Annotated in this window: 14 protein-coding genes; 4 read left to right on the top strand and 10 right to left on the bottom strand. The window is 61.8% G+C overall.

The annotated features are described in order from the left end of the window. Positions 1-318: 318 nt before the first annotated feature. The 10 genes from J4D99_RS19985 to J4D99_RS19940 form a co-directional block, all read right to left on the bottom strand. A complete protein-coding gene (locus tag J4D99_RS19985) occupies positions 319-2691 on the bottom strand; it encodes a GH92 family glycosyl hydrolase (RefSeq protein WP_208133518.1) in 2373 nt (790 codons plus the stop codon). Positions 2692-2823: 132 nt separating this feature from the next. Continuing rightward, positions 2824-3978, bottom strand: a complete 1155-nt coding sequence (locus J4D99_RS19980; RefSeq protein WP_208133517.1) for a glycoside hydrolase family 76 protein — start codon at positions 3976-3978, stop codon at positions 2824-2826. Positions 3979-4020: 42 nt separating this feature from the next. Continuing rightward, positions 4021-5157 carry a SusE domain-containing protein gene (locus J4D99_RS19975; RefSeq protein ID WP_208133516.1) on the bottom strand — a complete coding sequence of 379 codons (1137 nt, stop codon included), beginning with the start codon at positions 5155-5157 and terminating at the stop codon, positions 4021-4023. 41 nt (positions 5158-5198) lie between these two features. Next, positions 5199-6809 carry a RagB/SusD family nutrient uptake outer membrane protein gene (locus J4D99_RS19970; protein ID WP_236018764.1) on the bottom strand — a complete coding sequence of 537 codons (1611 nt, stop codon included), beginning with the start codon at positions 6807-6809 and terminating at the stop codon, positions 5199-5201. Positions 6810-6832: 23 nt separating this feature from the next. Next, the gene (locus tag J4D99_RS19965; protein WP_208133514.1) at positions 6833-10300 is read right to left on the bottom strand and encodes a SusC/RagA family TonB-linked outer membrane protein; all 3468 of its coding nucleotides are present in this window, start codon (positions 10298-10300) and stop codon (positions 6833-6835) included. 53 nt (positions 10301-10353) lie between these two features. After that, a complete protein-coding gene (locus J4D99_RS19960; protein WP_208133513.1) occupies positions 10354-11403 on the bottom strand; it encodes a FecR domain-containing protein in 1050 nt (349 codons plus the stop codon). Between the two features lie 118 nt (positions 11404-11521). Then, positions 11522-12121 carry an RNA polymerase sigma factor gene (locus J4D99_RS19955; protein WP_208133512.1) on the bottom strand — a complete coding sequence of 200 codons (600 nt, stop codon included), beginning with the start codon at positions 12119-12121 and terminating at the stop codon, positions 11522-11524. A gap of 109 nt (positions 12122-12230) precedes the next feature. Next, positions 12231-13619 carry a sugar porter family MFS transporter gene (locus J4D99_RS19950; RefSeq protein ID WP_208133511.1) on the bottom strand — a complete coding sequence of 463 codons (1389 nt, stop codon included), beginning with the start codon at positions 13617-13619 and terminating at the stop codon, positions 12231-12233. A gap of 99 nt (positions 13620-13718) precedes the next feature. Beyond that, positions 13719-14519 (bottom strand): DeoR family transcriptional regulator, encoded by an 801-nt coding sequence (locus J4D99_RS19945; protein WP_208133510.1) that lies wholly within the window; start codon positions 14517-14519, stop codon positions 13719-13721. Positions 14520-14582: 63 nt separating this feature from the next. After that, entirely contained in the window at positions 14583-16358 is a 1776-nt protein-coding gene (locus J4D99_RS19940; RefSeq protein ID WP_208133509.1) for a class I mannose-6-phosphate isomerase, read from the bottom strand. 338 nt (positions 16359-16696) lie between these two features. On the opposite strand from J4D99_RS19940, the gene J4D99_RS19935 reads away from it, so the two are divergent. The 4 genes from J4D99_RS19935 to J4D99_RS19920 all read left to right on the top strand — a co-directional run bounded on the left by J4D99_RS19935 (position 16697) and on the right by J4D99_RS19920 (position 22343). Then, on the top strand, positions 16697-17551 hold the full coding sequence (locus J4D99_RS19935) for an N-acetylglucosamine kinase (RefSeq protein ID WP_208133508.1): 855 nt from the start codon (positions 16697-16699) through the stop codon (positions 17549-17551). A 109-nt stretch (positions 17552-17660) separates the two neighbouring features. Beyond that, positions 17661-19118 (top strand): T9SS type A sorting domain-containing protein, encoded by a 1458-nt coding sequence (locus tag J4D99_RS19930; RefSeq protein WP_208133507.1) that lies wholly within the window; start codon positions 17661-17663, stop codon positions 19116-19118. Between the two features lie 166 nt (positions 19119-19284). Beyond that, entirely contained in the window at positions 19285-21486 is a 2202-nt protein-coding gene (locus J4D99_RS19925) for a GH92 family glycosyl hydrolase (protein ID WP_208133506.1), read from the top strand. A 131-nt stretch (positions 21487-21617) separates the two neighbouring features. Next, the gene (locus tag J4D99_RS19920) at positions 21618-22343 is read left to right on the top strand and encodes a YgjP-like metallopeptidase domain-containing protein (protein ID WP_208133505.1); all 726 of its coding nucleotides are present in this window, start codon (positions 21618-21620) and stop codon (positions 22341-22343) included. Positions 22344-22430 lie beyond the last annotated feature (87 nt).

The raw sequence follows: 22430 nt of genomic DNA, 5'->3' as shown, positions 1-22430 counted from the left end.
AAGGCTGGCTACTTGGCACTCAGGTAGTGGTGCATACGTTAACGCATTAAATGCTAACGTCTACGCCACTTTTAAACCTTTGACACACAAGATATCGAAGACTAGTCGCCGGAAGCTGGCATGCAACGGCTACTACGCACTACTTCGCCAAAGTACCTGTTGCCCTGCCCGCGCCTACTGCGCGCCTGTCAACACGCATTCCATCCTCTGCCGCCCGCTAGCCCCCAGAGCGCCAACTACAGTCCCGCCAATTTTCAGGCTTTTCTGATGCCAGAACTGACAGCTTTTCGGCCCCTGGCGCAGGCTCAGCGCTGCGTATTACTGCGCCGACGGTGGCGGGGTCTTGCTGCCCCAGGCTTTGTTGGGCTGCGGGCCCATCGTGAACACCAGCCGGCCGCCGCGCATCAGCTCGTCGCGGTAGAGCCAGCAGTTATTCAGCGGCTTGCCGTTTAGCTCAGCCGATTGCACGTACATGTTCTGCTTAGACGTGTTTTTGGCCTCGATTACGAGCTGCTTTTTGTTGCCCAGCTGGATGGTAGACTTACTGAACATCGGGCTGCCCAGCTCGATAATGGGCCGGGAGTCGGTGAAGCCCTTCACATCGAACAGGCCTAAGGAAGTAATGACGTACCACGACCCTAGCTGGCCCTGGTCTTCGTCCTGGCCGTAGCCGTAGCCGTGGATGGGCTCGGTGCCGTAAAACTCGTCGCAAATCTGGCGGGTCCACTTCTGCGTGAGCCAGGGCTGGCCCGAGAAGTTGAACAGCCAGCTGATGTGTAGGCAGGGTTGGTTGCCGTGGTTGTAGATGGCCTTGATGCCCGCGAAGGCGTCAATCTCTTTGCCGCCGCCAAAGCCCGTTTTGGCCGAGGCGGTGAAGAGGCTGTCGAGCCGATTGTTGAATTTATCGCGGCCTAGCGCCTCAATGAGCCCAGCCGGGTTTTGCGGCACGTAGAAGGTGTACTGCATGGCGTTGCCTTCCTGGAAGCCGCGCCACGGCTCATAGGGGTTGAAATTGCCCACGAAGGTACCATCCGCCAGCTTGGGCTGCATGAGCTTGTTCTGCGGGTTCAGAATCTTCTGCCAGCCGTTGGAGAGCTTGAGTAGCTGCTCGTAGTCGGCTTTTTTGCCCAGGGCTTTCGCCATTTGTGCGGCGGCGAAGGCGCTGTAGCTGTATTCGAGGGTGTGCGAGTTGGAAAAGTAGGAACCCGTCGAGTCGGTTTTGTACCACTCGCCCTGGTACTGCTTGTAGTCTTCCCTGAAGGGTACGTAGCCGTACTGCGTGAAGGCTTTCACGTCCATCTTGCCCGAGCCGAAGGCGCGGTGGCGGTAGTTCAGCTCATTGGCGCGCACGGCCTGGTAAGCCAGGTTCACGTCGTAGTTGCGGATGCCCACCTGGTAGGCGCCGGCTACCGCTAGCCCCACGAAGTTGGTGCCCACGCCCGACACGTACTCACTGTTGGCCAGCCCATCGCCAAACCAGCCTTTGTCGCGGTACACTTGCAGCTCGGTGTTCACGTAGTTGCCGTACCACTCGGGGTAGCTCAGGGCCCAGAGCTGCGTCAGGTTCCAGTAGCCGCCCCAGATGGCGTCGGTGTTCATAAACTCGGGCTTGGGGCCGGGGCCGCTAGCCACTAGCTGACCCGCCTGGCCGCCGTGCTTAGGGTAGGCCCCATTCACGTCGCTGGCAATGCCGCGCCCTAGCAGCGCATGGAAAAGGCCGGTGTAGAACTTGGTCTTGTCTTGCTCGCTAGGGCCTTCCACCGCGATTTTGCCTAGCTCGCGCTGCCAGGTGGCCTGCGCGGCAGTGCGGGCCTGGTCGAAGGTGAGACTCTTGGCCTCGGCCAGCAGGTTGGCCTTGGCGTTGGCGATGGAGGTGTACGAGAGGCCGATTTTTAGCTCAATCTTCTCCTGCGCCGTGGTTTTATAGTTGAGCACCAGGCCCGCGCCCTTGCCGGCGGCCGACTTGGTATCGGGCTGGGCGCCCGCAGCCGTGAAGGCGCCCACGTTGGCCGGCGCCTTGCTTATTTCGCCAAAGAAGTACATGTTCACCTTGCCGCTAGGGTCGTAGGTTTTCACGTATTTGGGATAGGTGCTCACGAAGCCCTCCACGTGGGTGGCGTCCACCATCCGGATGCTGGCATCGGTCACGTCGCCGCTCTCGCCCTGCTTGTTGCCGATATCGAGAATGATGTGCGCCTGGTCGCTCTTGGGGAAGGTGTAGCGGTGAAAGCCGACCCGCTTAGTGGCCGTGAGCTCGGCCGTGATGCCGTAGTCATCGAGCAATACCTTGTAGTAGCCGGGCTCGGCCACCTGGTTTTTGCGGTCGAAGTGCGAGCGGTAGCCGCTGGCGGGCTTGTCGAGGTCGCCGGGCTGGGTGCGCAGCTCGCCGGTGGTGGGCATAAAGCTTACGCCACCCACCTGCCACTCGTGAAAGTGCACGAAGCCCTCGATGGAGTTTTGCCGGGTGTCGTAGCCCACCGCTTCCCAGCCCGAGGGGTTGCCGTAGTGGCCGTTGGTAGAGGGGGCTAGCTTGGCCATGCCGTAGGGCACGGCCGCCGGGGTGTAGAAAAACCACCGGCTGTGCGCCGTGCCAATGTTGGGGTTCACGTACTTGAGCACGTTTTGCGCGCTAGCCCCTTCCGCCGCCAGCAGGGCCAGTGCCCATACGCCCGCCTTGAAAATCAATTTCATACAAGAATTTTTAGAATAGCAGGTGCGAAAAAATGCCCGCGCCCGGCCCCACCAGCCAAGCGCGGGCGGACCAAGCCGCGTCCCACCGCGGAGCCCGGCCATTTTGCCGCCACCCAAAAGTTAGCAGAGCTCTTAGAGGAGCTTGCGTGCCTGCAAGTCAGCCATCACTTCAAATAGCATCACGCCGCTCATTTGGGTCGAGCCGTCGACGGTGCCGCCCGGCTGCGCCGTCCAGCTGGTATTGAACAGGTACTGCGGCTTGCGCGTCCCCTGCTTATACAGGCTTTCGCCATTGAACTTTAGGAACGACACGTAATTGGCGCGCGTGGCGGCGGGCACGGAGGGCTCGGTAGCCAGCAGGGCCAGGTAGCGCACCAGAATGCCTTTGAACAAGCCGCCATCTCCGCCGCCTTCGTCGTGCAGAATACCGCCCGGCGAAAGCTGGCTGTCGTTGAGCACAAAGCCTGCCGTGCGGTTGGCATCGTCGAGGTACGTGCTCTGCTGGGTAGCCCGGTACAGCTCCAGCCCGGCCCCGATAAAGACGCCCTGGTTGTAGGTAAACTTCCACGTCTTATTGGTCTGGCCGTCGCCGTTGGCATTGATGCCATCCCACACGAAGCCGCTGGTGGGGTCTACCAGGGTCTTTTTTTCCCAGTCATAAATCTTCTGCGCCCAGGCCAGGTCGTCGGGGTTGCGGTCGAGCTGATACAGGCGGGCTGCCAGGATGGCCACCGGCGCATTGGCCGGCGTGTTCTTGTAGTCGAGCTGGGTTTTGCGCCAGGCTATGCCGCCGCCCTGGCTCGTGTTCCAGCCGCCCTTGAGGTCGGACCATAGCAGCAGGGCCGTGGCTTTATACGAGGGGTCCTGGGTGAGCTGAAACGCCCGTAGGTTGGCTAGGGCCTCCCAGGCCATGTCGTCGTAGTAGGTGTTGAGGAACGTGTTGCCGTTCTTCTGCTTAGTGCCTTGCTGCAGCTGCTGCATCTTGGCCGTGTAGTCAGCCGACTTGGTGCGCTGGTAGCCGTCGAGCAGGATGTCGAGGCCGTGGGCCTGCCACCAGTAGTTGAAGTCGGGCTTGCCGAGGTTGTTTTGCAGGTAATACTGGTCGGTAGGCGCCCAGAAATACTGGTTGAGCGCGGCCTGCGCCGAGTCGGCGCGGGCGCTCCAGTTGGCCGTTACCGCCACCGGCTTGGGGGCCGGTGGGGTAATGGCATCATCCACCTTCTCGTGGCAGGAGGCAAGGCAAACCAGGCCTAGCAGGGCGCTAGCCTCGACCCGAAAGAAACGCATAAACACAGAGATAAAACGCTGGACACTAACTAATCAACCCTTCTAGTGCACCTTCACCTGGTGGGTGTAGGCGGCGGGCTGCATCATCACCAGGATATCCACGCTCTTGTGGTCGGCCGTGCCCGGAAACTTGAAGGTGTTGTTCCACTGGTCGTCGGCCACGGGCACGAGGTAGAAGTAGGCCGCAGCCGTGGTAGCCGTGGGGGGCACGTTATCGACGTTGGTGCTGCCGTACTGGCGCGCCTTCACGTTGCCGGCGGCATCCTTTTCGGTAAAGATGAACTTGTAGCGCTCATCGCGGCCCCAGCTGAACTGGAAGAACTCAATCGGCGTGTTATCGATTTCCCACAGGCCCTGGCCTACGTAGGGCAGCGTCACAGTCACCTTGTTTTGGGCCGCCACCCAGAGGCCGACCGACTGAATCTCGGTGAGCACGGCCGAGCCGTTGTTGAAGTCCAGGGTCATGCGGTACACGCCCGTGGTCGAAGTAGGATTGGTAGTAGTAGCGCCTTGCAGCAGCTTGGTGCCGCTGATGTAGTAGTTGGTGGGCGTGCCGGTGGTCGCGTCCACAATCTTCACGTCGCCGGGCGAAAGCTTGGTATAAAGCTCAAACACCCCCGATGACAGACGCTTGAACGGCAGCGCCTGGCTGAGCGTAGCGCCGCCCTCGGTGCCCGAGCCAGAGAGGTAGAGGTTGCCCGGAATAACCGAGAAGCCGGCGGGGCGCTCTACCGTGAGGGTGCGGGCGGTGGCGGCGGGCATCACATTCAGGCCTTTGGAGGCGTTCACCATCCACTTCAGCTTGCCCTGGCTCTGCGACTGAATACCGGCCAGGTTGGCAATTTTATTGAGGTCGCCGTGGCTGAGCACCAGCTTGGTATCGAGGCCATTGGTACCCGACACGGTGGTGTACACGGGCTTCGAGAAGTCGCCGCCGTCTTTGTCAAACACCACTTCGTAGAGCACCAGCGTGCCATCGGCAGCGCGGGCCTGGCTCCATTCAAAGGTCACGGCCGCGTTGGAAGGCGGGTCGAGCTTGATGAAAGTGTTGTCGGCGGGCGAGATGTAGTTCGACACCGGCGTGATGGTGTCGTCGAGGGCTTTGTCGTCTTTTTTGCAGCTGGCCAGCAGGCCAACGAGCATCAGTAGGAGAAGCAGCGGGTGGGAAAACTTTTTCATGGAGCTAGAGGCGAAGAAAATTTCAAGAAGAAAGGAAAAGGCTACCAGCCAGGATTTTGCGTGAGGTTGGGGTTGATGTCGCGCTCGCGCTGGGGCACTGGCCAGAGGTAGTGCTTGGCGGGGTCAAACGTGCGCTGGTCCACACGCAGGTAGCCGTTGTCCACGTTGGGGTCGCCGGCTTTGATGCCGTGCGCGAATCCCGTGAGCGCAGCCTGGGCCGTGCGCCAGCGGCGCAGGTCGAAGATGCGCAGGCCTTCCATGGCCAGCTCGGTGCGGCGCTCGCGGCGCACCACGGCTTGCAGGCTAGCCTGGCTGCCCCCCGGAAAGGCCAGCGCGGCGGGGTCGGTGAAGCCGGCGCGGCGCCGCAGCGCCCCGATGGTGCGGTCCCACTCGGCGCTGGTGAATTGGCCTAGCTCGTTCTTGGCTTCGGCGTGCATGAGCAGTACGTCGGCGTAGCGAATCAGAATCAGGTTCAGGCCCGAGTTGAGGTTGGCATCGGCGGTGGGGTCGAAGTACTTGGCCGAGTAGTAGCCGGTGGGGCTAGCGTCGGCGCGGTCCACAGAGTTGTCGCCGGTGCCGGGGAAGGTTTTGATAAGAATGCTCGACCCATCGGGGCGCACCCATTTGTACCCATCGTACACCAGCGTGGCGGCAAAGCGCGGGTCGCGGCCCACGTAGGGCGTGGCCTCACTGTAGCCCGAGGCGGGGTCGTTGATGGGCTTGCCATTAGCCATCAGGTAGTCATTCACTAGCTCCTGCGTGGGGGCAATGGCGCAGATGAGCTTGCCCTCGGTGCGCGGAATGAAGAAGCGCTGCTCGGAGTAGGTGCGCGACGGAAACAGGTACTGCAAGTCGAGCATCACCTCGCTGTTGCCCTCGTTGCCGGGCGCAAACACGCCCGAATAGCTCGGAAACAGGCTGTAGGTACCGGCCGTGCCGCCCATCAGCTGCTCGGTGATGGCCGTTACGTCGGCCCAGCGGCCTTCATACAGCAGCACGCGGGCTTTGAGGGCTAGCGCGGCACCTTTGGTAAAGCGGCCCCGGTCTTCGGCGGCGTAGGCGGTGTTCAGGGGCAGCGCACCGGCTGCGGCATCCAGCTCTTTCAGCACGAAGTCGAGCACTTGGGCGCGGGGCGTGCGCACGACGCCGGCGGCATCGGTCACGCTGATTTCGGTGGTTATGAGCGGCACGTCACCGTACCAGGTCATCAGCTGGAAGTACTGGAAGGCGCGGATGGCGCGGGCCTCGGCGATGTAGCGGGCTTTGAGGCCGGCATCGAGGGTGCCAATCTTGTCGATGTTGGCCAGCAGCTGGTTGCACTTGCGAATGCCGCTGTAGTGGTAGCTCCACTCGTTGGTAACCCGCTGCTGGTTGGTGCCATAGGCGCCTTCGGCGATGTTGCGGGCGTTGGAGCCGTTCACATCGCTTTTGTCGTAGGCATTATCGGAGAGCACTTCGTTGAAGAAGAAGTACTCGGAATTGTAGAGGTTTTCGTAGGCCGTGGTCAGCACATTCGAGGCGTCGGATGGCTGCTGCCAGAACGTGGCGTCGGTGGGGCGGTCGGTGGGCGGCAGGTCGAGCTTCTGGCACGACCCGAGCCCCAAACCTAGCCCTAGCCCAAGCAGTAAAGTCTGGCGGAGATTGCGGTTCATCAGCATGATGGGTGGGATAGAGATTAGAGAGTGATATCAACGCCGAGGGTCACGACCCGCACGGCCGGGTACACGCGGCCGCTGCTGCCCACGCCCCCACCCAGGCCCACGCTTTCGCTGAACTCCGAGAGCTCGGGGTCAAACCCGATTTTCTTCAAGTGACTGAGGGTGAACAAATCCTGGCCCGAGGCGAAAATGCGCAGCCGCTGGATGTAGGCCCGCTTGGTGAGCGTAGCCGGCAGCGTGTAGCCTAGCTGCACGTTTTTGAGGCGGGCGTAGGCGCCGTTACGCAGCCAGTAGTCCGAGCCCTGGTTGTTGTTGGTCGAGGCCGTGCCGATGGTCAGGCGCGGGTAGGTGCCGCCGGGGTTGGTGGGCGTCCAGCGGTCGAGGTGCTGCTGGTACACGTTCTCCCAGTTGTTGTGGAAGGCTTCCACGCCCTCGCCCCGGATGTAGAGGCTGCGCTTGCCCACACCCTGCACAAACACCAATAGGTCAAATCCCTTGTAGTCAGCAGTATAGGTGGCGCCAAAAGTGTAGCGCGGGAACGGATTGCCCAGGATAAAGCGGTCGTCCTGGTTGATAACGCCGTCGCCGTTGCGGTCCACGTAGCGAATGTCGCCGGGCCGCACCGTGCCGGGAGCCACAAACGACGGCTTGGGGCCGGCGTTTACTTCCTCCATCGTCTGGTAGAGGCCGTCCGTTTTGTAGCCGTAGTACGAGTTGATGGGATAGCCCTCGCGGATGATGTTGGTGGCGTCGCCGCCCCGGATGGTTTCGACGCCCTTGGTATCAATCACGGTGTTGCGGGTGTCGGCCGCATTCAGGCTCAGGCTTTGGTTGAAGCCGCGCTCCGTGCGCATGCGGTAGGTGGCCGTGATTTCCCAGCCCTGGTTACGCACCTTCGCCGCGTTTTGGGTGGGCGCGCCGGCCCCGAATGCGCCCGCCACCGGCAGGTCGATGAGGATGTTGCTGGTGCGCTTATCAAAATAGTCGGCGCTGAACGACAGTGCATTCTGGAAGAAGGCGAAGTCTACGCCCACGTTGCCCATTGTGGCGGTTTCCCAGGTAATGTTGGCGTTGGAGGTGCTGAAGTACGACCCCGACACCGGCGTGCCACCGAACGAGTACGTGCCTGGCGACAAGCTCACGGTGCTCAGGTAGCGGTAGAGGCCGATGTTCTGGTTGCCAAGCTGCCCTAGCGAGGCGCGCACCTTCAGGTCGCTAAACACAGGGTGCAGGAAGTCCAGGAAGTTTTCTTCCAAAGGCCGCCAACCCACCGAGCCTGAGGGGAAGAAGCCCCAGCGCTGGTTGCTGGCAAAGCGGGAGGAGCCGTCGTAGCGGAAGCTGCCCTCTACCAGGTACTTGCCGGCAAAGGAGTAGTTGACGCGCCCAAATACCGAGTTCAGGGCCCACTGCTCCTGGTTGCCGTAGGTGCCATTGGCGTGGTAGCCGCCGCTAGGGTCATATACGCCGGCGTAGGTGGTGCCATTGTTAATGACCCCAAACTGGTTGCCCGGCACGTTGATGACGTGAATGCCGCGGCGGTCGTCGGTAAAGTGCTCGGTCGAGTAGCCTACCACGGCCTGCACGCTGTGCTTGTCGGCAAAGGTGCGGTCGAAGTTGAGGGTGGTTTGGTAGTTGGTGAGCAGCGTGCGCTGGTTGCGGTTCTGCACCGAGTTGTTGCCGTCGCCGCCCGCCGTGGGCGAGCCGTCGAGCGTCACGTACTGCAGGCTACGCTGAAACTCATCGAGCTGGTAGTACCATAGGTCACCGCCTACCAGGCCGCGCAGCTTGAGGCCCTTGACGATTTCAAACTCGGCGTTGAGGTTGCCAAAAACGTTGTCGTTGGAGTTGGTGCGCAGGCCGCCATTGAGTAGGCGGTTCACCGAGTTGTCGCTCGCCGTGGCCGGAGTCACGTAGTTGCCCTGGTCGTCTTGCACGGGGTAGATAACCGGGATGCGGGCCGCGTCGCTGATAATCCACTGCGTATCGAAGGCGTGCTCGCGAGTGCCCACGTGGGCATACGACACGATGGCGCCGAGCTTGAGCCGGTCCGTCACCTGCGTGGTGAGGTTGATGCGGCCGTTGAGGCGCTTAAACCCGTAGTTATCACCGTAAAACAGGCTATTCTGGTCCACGTACCCTAGCGAAACGAGGTAGCGGGTTTTGCCCGAGCTGCCGCTTACGCTCAGGTTGTGGTTTTGCTGAAATGCCTTCTTCTTCAGCACCTGGTTGAGCTGCCAGTCGTAGTCGCCGTGGGCCGCAAAGTCGCGCATCTGCTGGGGCGTGAACTGCGGCGCCTGCCCCGAGTTGACGAGCGCCTCGTTTTTCAGCTCCATAAACTGCAAGCCCGTCACGGGCTTACGCTGAAAATTGGGCGCCTGGTAGCCTAGCGTGGTGTTGTAGGCGATGGTCGGCTTCTGGTTGAGCGCGCCCTGCTTGGTCGTTACCAACAGCACACCGTTGGCCGCGCGCGAACCGTAGATGGCAGCCGAGGCGGCGTCCTTCAGCACCGTCACGCTCTCAATATCGTTGGGATTGATGGCATTGAGCGAGCCCGCAATACCGTCCACGATAATCAGTGGCGAAGCATTGCCCAGGGTGCCCACGCCCCGGATGTTGATGTTGAGGCCCGCGCCCGGCTCGGCGCTATTCTGCTGAATGGTGAGGTTGGGCGAGGTGCCCTGCAGGGCCTGCGCCACGGTCGTCACGGGCCGGTTTTCGAGCACCGCACCGCCCACGGTATTGATGGCGCCGGTCACGTTGGCGCGCTGCTGGGTGCCGTAGCCCACCACTACCACGTCGTTTAGTGACTGGGCTTCTTCACTCAGGGTCACGGTCAGGCTGCTGGTAGCTCCCGTGATGGGCACTTCCTTACGAGCGTAGCCCACAAAGCTGAAAACCAGCACGCTATTCTCGGGCGCTTGCAGGCTAAAGCCGCCTTCGGCGTTGGTAGTCGCGCCTTGGGTGGTGCCTTTGACCACCACCGTCACGCCCGGTAGCCCGGCGCCTTTCGAGTCAGTTACGCGGCCGGCCACGGTTACATCGGCCAGCACCAGCTGCTTGCCGGTCGAGGCGAGCAGCGACGGTACGGGGGGCACCTCGGTGGCCGGCACCGCCGTTACGACGCGGGCCATGGGCTTGGCCACAATGACGTAGAGGCCGTCTTTCAGCCGCTCAAACTCCAGGCCGCTCTGCTGGGTCACGTAGCGCAGCGCCTCGGGCAGCGACTTGAAGGCTGGGTGCGCCTTAGCCACATACCGGCCCGTAATAAGCTGGTTGCGGTAAAGAAAGTTGACTTTGTAGGTGGCTTGCAGCTCCTGGATAAAGGTTTCCAGCGAGACTTGCGCAGCCGCCGAGGCGCGGGCCGAAGCCACCGACGGGCGCGGGCTCTGGCTAGCGAGGGCTAGGAGGCCCTGGGCCCGGCTAGCGCCACTAGGCACGGCGCCCAGCAGCAGCGCCAGGCGCACGTAGCGAGTAAAGTTTGCCATATGATGGGTGGGAAAAAGATGGAAAAGCAAGCAGCAGAAGCCTAGGACCAGCGTTACTGGGCCAAGGGCTGGAAGCGCACGACGTCGCCGGTGCGCGTTACCCGCACGCCCAGCGACTTGGCTAGGGCCGGCAGGAGCAGGTCAGGGTTATTGGCGGGCAGCACACCCGTAAGTGTCTGGCGCAGAATGGCGGGGTCGGTAACGACCACCTGCCACCCGTAGGCATCGCGCAGCAGCTGCACGATGTCGCGCACGGAGGTTTCCTGCAGCTGCAGCTCGCCTTGGGTCCAGGCTGAGTACAAGGCAGGCTGCACGTGGCGCCGGGCCAAGTGCGGCTCAGCGGCTGATGTTTCGACGAGGTCGCCGGGCTGCATCAGCAGGTTTTCGGAGGTGAACCAGGCCTGGCGGTCCACGGCTACTTTGCCCGAATTGAGCACCACCTTGGTGCCCGCCGGTTGGCTATTCACATTGAACTGGGTGCCGAGCACCGCGATATCGAGCCCGCCCGCATGCACCACAAACTTGGTGCTGGCCGGGGCGGCGGCAATGTCGTGCACGGCCGGGGCCGCCAGGTGCGTCACCCGAAAGTAGGCTTCGCCGGTCAGCCACACTTCACGGGGGCTAGCGGCGGTCCAGTGGGCGGCCGTAGTCAGGGTAGCGTTGCCATTCAGCACTACCGATGAGCCATCAGGAAGGGTGATAGTGCGTTGTTGGCTAGGCCCGGTGGCATATTGTGTGGTGGGGCCAATAGCACCCTGCCACTGCCACCAGCCAATAGCCGCACCTACGACCAGCGCCGACGCGCCCACCAGCACCCGGGTACGCCGCTGCCAGCGCAGCCAAGGCTGGGTGCGCGAGGCTTGCAGCGACTGCCGCAGGCGCAGTAGCTCTTGGTGTTTGAGGCTGGCCGGCACCGGGTAGAGCTGGCTAGGGCCCAGACCTTGCACTAAGGCGTAAGCTTGGTCGGCGGCCTCCTGTTGAGCGGGGTGCTCGGCTAGCCAGGCATGCCAAAAACGCCCTGCATCTGAATCGGCATTGGCTACAAAAGCCTGAAACGATTCATCGCTCACAAAGTCACTAACCGAGTAAGACGTAAAATCCATAGGCGTGTACTGCAAAAAATAACCGAACTTTTCCTGACCACGAACGTAGCGCGGTTTTGTACTCTAACTGTCGTAAATTTTTTTGCAAAAACCCTTTACCTTACTGATTATCAGTAAACTAAAAAAATAAAAAGTTTAGAAACAGCCCATTCAAGAGTAATACCAGAGAGTGGGGCAACACTAGGCGCATGCGCTTGATAGCTTGGTGCACCAGATTGCGTACCGACTGCTGATTGAGGCCCATAATCTCGGCAATGCGGTCGTAGGCAAAGCCATCGAAAAACTTGAGATACAGCGCTTCGCGGTGCCGGTTGCTGAGTTGGTTTAGGGCCCCTAGCAGGAGGCTTTGTTGCTCAGAAGTGAGCTGCTGGGCAATCAGAAAATCTTCGGGCGAGTGCTGCACGGTCAGTTCTGCCTCCCCGGGGTAGCCAGTTTGCAGGGCCGAGCGGCGCTTCTGCGCCCGTAGCTCGTCGGTGATGTGGTGGCGCATCGCCGCAAATAAGTAGGGCTTGATTTCCGCGATGGCTTCGAGGGCCTTGCGGCGTTGCCACAGCCGCTGAAACAGGTTTTGAATGCAGTCTTTCACTACCTCCTCGTCGCCGGTCAGGCGCATGCCGTAGCGAAACAAGTCGTCGTAGTGCGCCAGAAAGATGCGCTCAAACACTTGCTTGTTGCCCGCCAGAAAGTCATTCCACAGCGAAGCGTCAGGCGAAGTCATACGACTGGTTGAGTTAAGAGAAGAGACGCAGCCAAAATACTACTGACTGGGTAGTGCTTAAACGTATTAGCAACCTTTTTCAGCCAACCTCCGAGCGGCGGCCTCTCCCCTACTGCCAACCCTGCTCAATCTCCTCTAGCGTTCGGCCCTTGGTTTCGGGCACGGCCCGCCACACAAAGACAAAGGTGAGGGCCGAAAGTAGCGCGTAGAGCCCAAATGCGCCCGCTAGGCCCGCTGCTTTTACCAACGATAAAAACGTGAACGAAATAAGCGTGCAAGCCACCCACAACGCCACCGTGGCAAGTGAAGCCGCACGGCCGCGCACGGCATTCGGGAAAATCTCGGTAATGACCACCCACACGCCTGGCCCCAGCCCCACCGCGAAGCAGGCCACGTAGCCCATGATGAGCCCCAGCAGCCACGGCGCCGGCGCGTGCAGCTGCAGCCCCACCACCAGCGCGCCTAGCGCCAGCGCCATGCCGCCCGAGGCAAAGAGCAGCAGCGGCTTGCGCCCCACCCGGTCGATAATGAATAGCGCCACGACCGTGCCCGCGAAGTTGATGCCCCCGATGAGCGCATTGGCCCCGATAGCCGACGAGGCACTCTGGCCGCTGTGCTCGGTGAAAATAATAGAGCCGTAGTACAGAATGGTGTTGATGCCCGTGATTTGCTGCAACACGGCCAGCACCACCGCAATGCGCAAGGGCCGGCGCAAGCGCGGCTGGCTTAGGCTAGCTTGTTCGCCCTGCTCGTCGGCTAGCGCAGCCTGAATTTCGGCGGCCTCGGTGGCAGCGGTCACCGGGCCATTGAGGCGGGTGAGGGTACCGAGGGCCTCGGCCTCGCGCCCCCGGCCTAGCAGCCAGCGGGGGCTTTCGGGCACCAGCAGCAGCGTAAGCATAAACAGCAGCGAAGGCACAGCAGCAGCAGCAAACATCCAGCGCCACGAGGCTAGCCCCAGCCCGGCCAGGTAGTAGCTGGCTATGTAGGCCAGGAGAATGCCCGACACAATAGCTAGCTGATTGAGCGTCACCAACCGCCCGCGAATGCGGGCCGGGGCAATTTCGGCAATGTAGAGCGGCACCACCAGCGAGGCCACTCCGATTGCGATACCACCGGCTAGCCGTGCCACCACAAACTCGGTGAGCGTGCGCGGCAGTGCCGCCGCTAGCGCCGACACCGTAAACAGCAGGGCTGCTCCGAATAGCAAGCGGCGGCGCCCATAGCGGTCGGTGAGCCAACCTGCTAGGGCTGCCCCTGCCACTGCCCCAAACAGGATGCTGCTGGCCGCCAGCTCGGTTTGCGCGTCGGTGAGGCCGAAGTCTTTTTTCAGGAAGACCAGCGCGCCATTGATGATGGCCGTATCGAAGCCGAAGAGCAGCCCGCCGAGCGCCGCCACGGCCGCAATCAGGTACACGTAGCCGGCGCTGCCGGCTGGGCCGGCGGGCGGCCCCACCATCGCTTCGCGGGGGGTAGGGCTAGGAATAGCTTGAATTGCCATAGCAGGGTGGGAAAAGAGTGACAATCAGAAGTAAAAAACTTGCTAGGGGCAGGCTGGCGCCTGCGAGCTGGCAAAAGCGGGGCTAGCCAGCCGCGCACCTCACACCAGCAGCACCTCGATGCCGAGCTGGCGAAAGGGTGCCAACTGCTCTTCGGTAGCGCCGGTATCGGTGATGAGCTGGTGTATCTCGGCGGTGGGGCAGATGAGCGACGTAGCCACCGTGCCAAGCTTGGTGTGGTCGGCCACCACGATGCGCTGCTTGGCCTGCCGCACCATCACCTGAATAATGGCGGCTTCTTCGGGATGCAGCGAGGTCAGGCCCTTCTGGGCATCGATGCCATTGACGCCGATAAAGACCTTATCGACAAAGAATTGGCTGAGGGCTTGCGCCGTGGCCGGGCCCACCAGCGAAAACCAGCCACCGGTGAGAAAGCCGCCCGTCACGAACACGCGCACGTCGTCGCGGTGGCTCAGCTCCATGGCCACGTTCACGGTGTTGGTGACGACCGTCACGTTGGCGCCCGGCCGCAGGCTGCGCGTGACTTGCGTGGTCGTGGTGCCGGCCGTAAGCGAGATAATTTCGCCCGGCTGAATGAGCGCCGCGGCGGCTAGCCCAATGCGGCGCTTCTCGGCCAGGTTGCGGTCAATCTGCTCGTGAAAGCTGGAGTCGTAGCGAAAGGGCTCGTAGAGCAGCGGCTCGCGGGGCACGGCGCCGCCGTGCGTGCGCCGCAGCCGGCCGCGCTGCTCCAGCTCCATCAAGTCGCGCCGCACGGTGGCTACCGACACGCTAAACTGCGCGGCTAGTTCATCGACGGCCACGGTGCCGGTGTGCAGCAGTTTTTCGACGATGGTTTGGGCCCGCGCAGCGGCGGCGTTATCCGGAATTAAGATGTCAGACACAGAGAGTTTCGTTTAAAGTGGTTACCGCCCCAAAGTTTGCGGCTGCCAGGCGTGCGGCGTGCCTTAGGGCTGGGTGCGCACGTAGGCTTTCAGGGTGGCACACTCGGTGCCCACGGCCGCGCCGTGGGGCCGAATGGTGTAGGCGCCCACCGCCGCGGGCACGATAAACGTCTCGGCGTAGTGCACCACGAAGGGCTCGAAGGCACTGCTAGGGCTCTCCACTATCGCCTCGGTGCCCTGCACCAGGTTGAGCACCTGCACGCCACCGTTGGTATGGTGGGGCACTGGGCCCGTAAACCAGTGGCGGCGCGTTTCGATGAATTCGCACTCGTGCAAGCCGGTGCGCTCCTCGCGCCAGCCGTCGCCGCTAGCCACGTCTTGTAGTTGGTTCACAAGATTTTGCTCGACCCAGGTGGTGGTGCGGTCGGCTTGAATATTGGCCGCGCCGTGGGTGAGGTGAATGGGCCGGGGCTGGCCATCGAGGCCCAGGCGGTCCCAGTCCCAGAGCTTGAAGGTGAAGATGTAAGGAGTCGCCGAGATTTCCAGCACCATACCATTGGCGCCCGAGCAGTGCACGGTACCGGCCGGAATCAGAAAGTGGTCGTGCGCCCGGGCCGGAAACTCGTTGATGTACTCGGCCGCCGGAAAAGGCGCGGCGGGGTCGTCTTGCGCACGCTGCAAATCGGCTAGCATCGCGGGCAGCTCCACGTTTTCCTTCAGGCCCAGGTACACCACCGCGCCGGGTTCGGCGGCTAGCATATAGTAGCTTTCATCCTGGGTGTAAGCCAGGCCAAACTTATCAAAGGCGTACTCCGTGAGCGGGTGCACTTGCAGCGACAGGTTGCCGCCGCCCATGGTGTCGAGAAAGTCGAACCGGATGGGAAACTCGGTGCCGAAGCGCCCGTGCACGGCCTCGCCCAGCAGCTCGCGCGGGTGGGCAAAGACTAGGTCGATGCTCGGAATTTCTACCCGCGCGTCACCAAAGCCCAGCAGCAGCGAGTTTTCTTCGGGCACGCAGTCGAAGCCCCAGGCGTAGTTGGGCGGGCCATCGGGCAGGTCACAGACTTCGCGCAGCCACTGCCCGCCCCACACCCCGGGGTCGAAAAACGGCACCACCCGAAATGGCCGCCGCACCGTGGCCGCTAGCCCCGCCCGCAGGTCGGCCCCACTGATAAGCTTGGGCGCGGCGGGGTCGTTGGTATCGAGCAGAAAATCGGCGCGGGGCAGCGCCTGTTTCTTCAGGCGGTCGGCCGCCCGCCAATCCACAAAAAAGGCCCGCTTGTATTTCAGGCTGGCTTTTTCGGTAAAGTTGGCGCTGCCCAGGTTGGCGATTTCGCCGCGCCGCTGGCGCAGCTGAATTTCCCAGCGGGCCAGGTCGGCATACACCAGCACGGCGGGGCTAGGGCACACCAGGGTGGCCCCGGTGCCCAGCACGAGCACCAGCTGGCCGGCTGCTCCGGCCAGGGCCGCTTGCGCGGCTTGCAGCAACTGCGGGTCAAAAAAGTCCTTTATAGTCAGCCCATTGAGCCGGCCAAAAACCGGGTCATCGGTAAGGGGGCCAGCCACCAACGCGTCGATAGTGGCGTCAGGTAGGTAGAGGTCGTCGGCCACCACGCACTGCGCTGGCTGCAACGCCTGCGTCAGCTCTTGGCGCAGCTGTGCCAAGTCGGTGCCGGGGTAGCACTCTACCGCTAACACCTGCGGCTGCCCGGGCGCCGACGTTGCCGCTAGCAGTGCTGCCCGCAATACGCCCGCGATAGCCACCCACCCCGTTTGGCAAGCATCGGCTTCAGTCGTTATGGACACGAAGGGAAACTTGTCATAGTTGGAGGAGCGCATACGAGGAACAGCTAGAGGAATAAAAAACAGGCACATCAGGCGCCGGCAACTCGGAATTTTCAGGAAAGGCTTGGCTAAGCCAGTGGGCTGCGGCTGGCACGACTGCCACCTATTTCAAGGTGCTTACAGCGAATGTTGAGAGCCCCGCTAGCCACTTGTGTGGTATCTGCTGCAAATATTGACACTAAAAATGTTTGTTTGATACCAAAACGAGCAAAAAATTATTTTTATTGTAGCAATATTATTCGTTTAATTTGCCAAAAGCTTTTAGCCAAGAGCCCTGAAATGGCTTGGCAACTTCGCGCAGTATTGCGCTTTAGCCCTTCCTCCTCCACCCCATGATTCTGATAGCAGACGGCGGCTCCACCAAAACCACCTGGTGCCTGGTTGATGCCGATTCTAGCCGCTCCCTTTTCCACACCGAGGGCTACAACCCCGAGTTTATCGACACGGCGGGCATCATTGCGTCTTTGCGGCAGCACCTGCCCACTACGCTAGCCCCCAATGCTATTACAGAAGTGTATTACTACGGCGCCAGCGTGGTGTCGCCGCAGCAGGTAGCTACCGTAGCCGATGCCATGCAGGCAGTGTTCACGCAGGCCCACGTGTTTGTGGGCCACGACTTGCTGGCGGCGGCGCGGGCGCTGCTAGGGCGGCAGGCGGGTTTCGCGGCCATTCTAGGCACGGGCACCAATTCGTGCGTGTACGACGGCGAGGGCATTGCCCACAACGTAGACTCGCTAGGGTACTTTTTGGGCGATGAGGGCAGCGGGGCCTTCATCGGCAAGGCGCTGCTGCGCGACTACCTGCGCGGCGACATGCCGGCCGACCTAAAGATTGCTTTCCAGGCCACCTATGGCCTGGAGCGCGATGAGATTCTGGACCGCCTCTACAACCAGCCTTTTCCAAACCGCTTCATCGCCAGCTTCGCCAAGTTTGCCTACGACCATAACGAAGCGAGCTACTGCCAGCAGCTTGTGGCGGAGGCGTTTGACTTGTTCTTTCGGAACATCATCAAAAAATATCCTGACTATCAGGCGCATACCTTCAATTGCGTGGGCTCGGTGGGGTATAATTTCCGCGACGCCCTCACGCGGGCGGCGGCGGCCCACGGCATGCAGGTGGGCAAAATCATCCGCTCGCCCATCGACGACCTGGTTTCTTACCATCTGGACGAGTACAAAAACGCTTAGCGTACGTCTTGTTTGTGGCGAACTCCGCCAGCACTAGCTGACCGAGGCGCGCTAGCCCGCCGGGCCCGGCCCTACCCCTATTTCCCACCCCTCCTTACGGTAAGTTGCGATGCGCTTTTCTACTCTCATTTTTGGCGGGCCGCGGCTAGGCCTGCTGGTGGCTGGCTGCCTGCTCACGGCTTCGGCGGCCTTCGGCCAGAACAAGTATCAGGTGGCCGGTGAGGCCATTCTCGACAAGCTCAATACCAAGTTTTACAACGCCAGCAAGCAGCTGTATGTAGAGCAGGTCGATGGCAACGAGAACGTGATAGTGGAGCGCGGCGGCGTGAGCTACGTGTGGCCCGCCTCGCACATGCTGCGGGCGCTGCGCTACGGCGCCCTCGAAAACCCGGGCAAGTACACCGAGCGGCTCAAGTCTTACGCCTACGCCCTCGACCAATACCAGCAAAACGGCAAGTACGCCTCCGACATCGTGCCCGGCGCCGACCCACTCTACGACGACAACGCCATCGTGGGGCTAGCCCTCATGGATGCCTACCAGCAGGTGCTGCCTACTGAAACCGGCCTCTACGACCGCTCGCTTATCGGCCTCAACTACTGCCTCAACGCGCGCGATGCCAGCTGGGGTGTGCCGCAAAAAGAGGCGGAGCTGGGCTGGGGTAAATTCTACTCGCAGGCCACCATCCTGCCCGCGCTGCACTGCGCCCTGATTGCCAAGAACAGCACCGACCCCAAGTACCTCGACATTGCCAAGCGCTACTACGAGCTCATCAATGACCCTGGCCACCGGCTGCGCGACAGCGGCACCAACCTGCTCAACCAGTTCTCCTTCAACAACAATGGCAGCTGGAGCCTGACCGGCCACGGCGAAAACGGCGGCGGCTACCGCGCCTACCAAACCACGCCGGATATCCAACTGGCGCTCCAGCTCTACCAGCGCACCGGCGACAGCCGCTACCTCGACGACGCTACCCTCATGGCTAACGCCTGCCTCAAGCAGTGGTACACGCCCGGCCAAGGCGTGAAGGAAATTTCCTTCTGGGGTGGCAGCGACATGGTGGAAATGCTGGTTGATTTCTACGAAGTAGACCACAACACGAAGTGGCTCGATGCCGCGCGCAATATCGTGGACTACCTCATCGACTACGGCCGCGACCAGCTAGGGTACTACCCCGGCTCTTACAGCGACGCTGATGGCACCTGGAACCTCGACCGCCGCTACCTTTTCCCTTCTTCCGTGATGATGATGGGGCAAGCCTGCGCCGCGGCCGCCATCCTGCGCGTAGCGCAGGTAACTCGCAATACCCCGCTCGCGACCACCAAATCGGCCGCTTCTAAAGCCGCCGACCTGTTTCCCAACCCGGCAGCCAACCGCCTGACCCTGCAAACCAGCGGCAAGACGGTAGCCGGCATCACGGTAGTCAATGCCCTCGGGCAGACCGTGCTCACGGCCAACGCGCCTGCCGCGTCGCTCGATGTTTCGGCCCTGGCGCCAGGCGTTTATATCATCTCCTGGCTCGATGGCGCGCAGCGCATCACGAAGCGCTTTAGTAAAAAAAACGACTAGCTGCCTTTTTCTGATGACGCTAAAAGCATAGGCAGATTTTGCTAAAATCACTCTTAGAACGTCATGCGGCGCTTGTCGAAGCATCTCTCCCGAACGATGCCCTAGCGGCGTGGTAGAGATGCTTTGACAAGCGCAGCATGACAGTCTTTTTAATTTATCGACACGGATGCTGCCCCCAAGCCCCCGCCTAGGCTACCTGCTCACGCTCGCTACGGTGAGCTTTTTCTCTTGCACGAAGATGGTGCCGACGGGCACTGGCCGCACCGGCGCTAGCCCAACAGGGCCCGCGCAACTTGTGAACCCGCTTATCGGCACGGCTGCCTTCACCGACCCCAAGCTGGTGGGCTACGTGGCCCCACCCGACTGGCACGGCGTGTGGGCCGGGCTAGCCTTCCCGGGCAGCGCCCTGCCCAATGCCATGGTGCAGCTCAGCCCCATCACGGAGTTCAACACCGGCTCGGGCTATCAGTATGAAGACTCGGTAATTCAGGGCTTTGCGCACACCAACAAGGGCCATTGGAACCTCTGCCACCTGCCGGTGCTGCCCGTGGTGGGCGCGCCCAATGCGAGCGGCGGCTATTCCTCGCGCTTTTCCCACGCCACCGAAATGGCGGCGCCGGGCTACTACGGGGTAACACTCAAGGACTACAACGTGCAGGTGCGACTGACCTCGACCCTGCGCTGCGGCTTGCACCAGTATACCTACGCCCAGCCGCAAGACCGGAGCATCGTGTTCAAGCTGGGCCGGTCGAATGAGCGCGTAAACGACTGGACCCTCGAAAAAGTCGGGGCTAGGGCTGTGCAGGGCTTCCAGAAAACCGGCGACCAGACTGCCTACTTCTACGCCCAGCTCAGCGACGATATCCAGGACCTGGCTATCCAGCATAAAGGCAGCAAAGAGGGCCTAGCGGTGCTGCGCCTCGCCAACGGCAGCCGCAAGCCCGTGGAGCTGCGCCTCGGCCTCTCGTTTGTGAGCATGCAGAATGCCCAGCAAAACCTGGCGCAGGAGCTCGGCAACCGCTCCTTCGAGGAGGTGCAGCGTGCGGCCACCACCACCTGGAACCAGCTGCTAACCAAGGTGTCAGTGAAAGGCGGCACGGCCCAGCAGCAAACCATGTTTTACACCTGCCTCTACCGTTCGTTTTTGTGGCCCGCCCTGCGCAGCGACCTCAACGGCGAGTACACCGACGTGAAAGGCAAAGTGGGTAAGGCCAATTTTCAATACTACACCCTGCCTTCGCTCTGGGACACTTACCGCAATAAGGACGTGCTCATGAGCATGCTCGCGCCGGGCGTGACCACCGACATTATCAAGTCGATGCAGGATATCGGCGACAAGACCGGCTTCATTCCGACCTTTTTTCATGGCGACCACGCGGCCTCGTTCGTGGCCGGGGCCTACCAGCGCGGCATCACCAACTTCGACGTGCAGGACGTGTACCGCCTGCTGCTGCGCAATGCCAACGTGGAAGGCGGCACGCGGCCGCACATTAAGGAGTACATCGAAAAAGGCTACATTTCTACCAGTGAGGTGGCCGCGCCCAACGTGGAAACGCCTGGCAGCGCCGGCGTATCGAAAACGCTGGAATATGCCTTCGACGATTACGCCGTGGCCCAGCTAGCTCAAGCCCTGCACGATACCGCGCAGTACCGCACGCTGATGCGGCGCTCGAAAAACTATCGCAACGTATTCGACCCCGGCACCAGGTTTATGCGCGGCCGGCTGGCCAATGGCCAGTGGGTGAAGCCTTTCAACCCGCAATACCCTTACTATGAGTACATGTACCGGGAAGCTAATGCCTGGCAGGTTTCCTTCTTTGCCCCGCACGACATGCCGGGCCTAGTAGCGCTGTATGGCGGCCCGCAGCCCTTCGAGGCCAAGCTCGATTCGCTGTTCACGGTGCCCTGGAACCCGAGCTACATTGCCCGCAACGTGTCGGGCTTCATCGGCCAGTACTGCCACGGCAATCAGCCCGACCACGAGACGCCATTTGCTTACTACTACGTGGGCAAGCCCGAAAAATCGCAGCGGCGGCTCGACGAAATCATGGCCAACTTCTACAACACCGGCGAAAAGGGGCTAGCCTTCTCGGGCATGGACGACGCGGGTGAGATGTCGGCGTGGTACGTCTTCAGCGCCGCCGGCCTCTACCCCTTGTCGGCCGCCGATACGCGCTACGTAGTCACCATGCCCCTCTTCGACGAAGTGCGCTGGACCATGCCCAACGGCAAAGTACTGACGGTGAAAAAATTGGGGGCTAGCCGCAACCTGAGTGCTATTCGGGTGAATGGCGCCCCCAACGCGGGGTACTTTGTGCCTTACCAGCTATTCAACACGGGCGGCCAGCTGGAGGTCGTGGCGAAGTAAGCAACCGTACGGCGGTCTGGCTCAGAGAGGCCCTAGCGCGGGCCTAGTGGCAAGGCAGCGAAGTATGGGCACTCCTGCGGCCCGAAGGTGACGGGAAAGACGCCTATTTTTGTCTTCCTTTTCCCTTGCTCGTGCCCGTTCGTAGCGTATTTCAGTTGCTTGTTGAAGATATAGTCGTGGAGGTGGTGCGCAAGCCGGTGCGTCAGGTGCGCTTGTCAGTTCGCGCCCCGCACGGGCAGCTGCGCGTGACGGTGCCGCTGCGCACAACCGAGGCAACCATCCGCGAAGTAGTATTGCGCAAGCAAGCCTGGATTCGGCATCACCAGACTGCGATGCTGCAGCGCCCACCCGTGCCCGAGCTGCGCTACGAAACCGGCGAAACGCACTACTACCAGGGCCAGGCCTGGCGCTTGTGCGTGCTGGAGCAAGTGGGCCGCCCCCACGTACGGCTAGCCCCCGCCGAGGCCACCCTCTACCTGGTTGTGCCTGTGGGCGCCACCAGTGCGCAGCGAGCACAGGTGCTGGCGCGCTGGCGCCGCACGCAGCTCCAAGCCCAAGTACCGGGTTTGCTAGCTAAGTGGGAGCCCGTGGTGGGGGCGCAGGCCGCCGACTGGGGCATCAAGCAGATGCGCACACGCTGGGGCACCTGCAGCATCCGGGCCCGGCGCATCTGGCTGAGCCTAGAGCTGAGCCAATGGCCCCTGAGCTGCCTGGAGTACGTACTGGTGCACGAGCTGACGCACTTGCACGAGCGGCTGCATAGCAAGCGGTTCTGGGCTCTGGTGGGCCAGGCCATGCCCAACTGGCAAACTCCCCATCTTCACTTAAAGCACGGCAGCCTGGCGGCGCTGGCGTAGGCCCCCCTTCCCTGCCGCTGCCTGTAGGCCGGCTATGGGGCCGCCGTACGCACCCCCCTTCAAGCATCAGTCAAGTAGGCGTCACGT

It is taken from the genome of Hymenobacter sp. BT559 (assembly GCF_017571525.1).
GTDB classification, from domain to species: Bacteria; Bacteroidota; Bacteroidia; order Cytophagales; family Hymenobacteraceae; genus Hymenobacter; species Hymenobacter ginsengisoli.
Note: the sequence above shows the minus strand (reverse complement) of the source record. Positions and strands in the feature narration are given on the sequence as shown.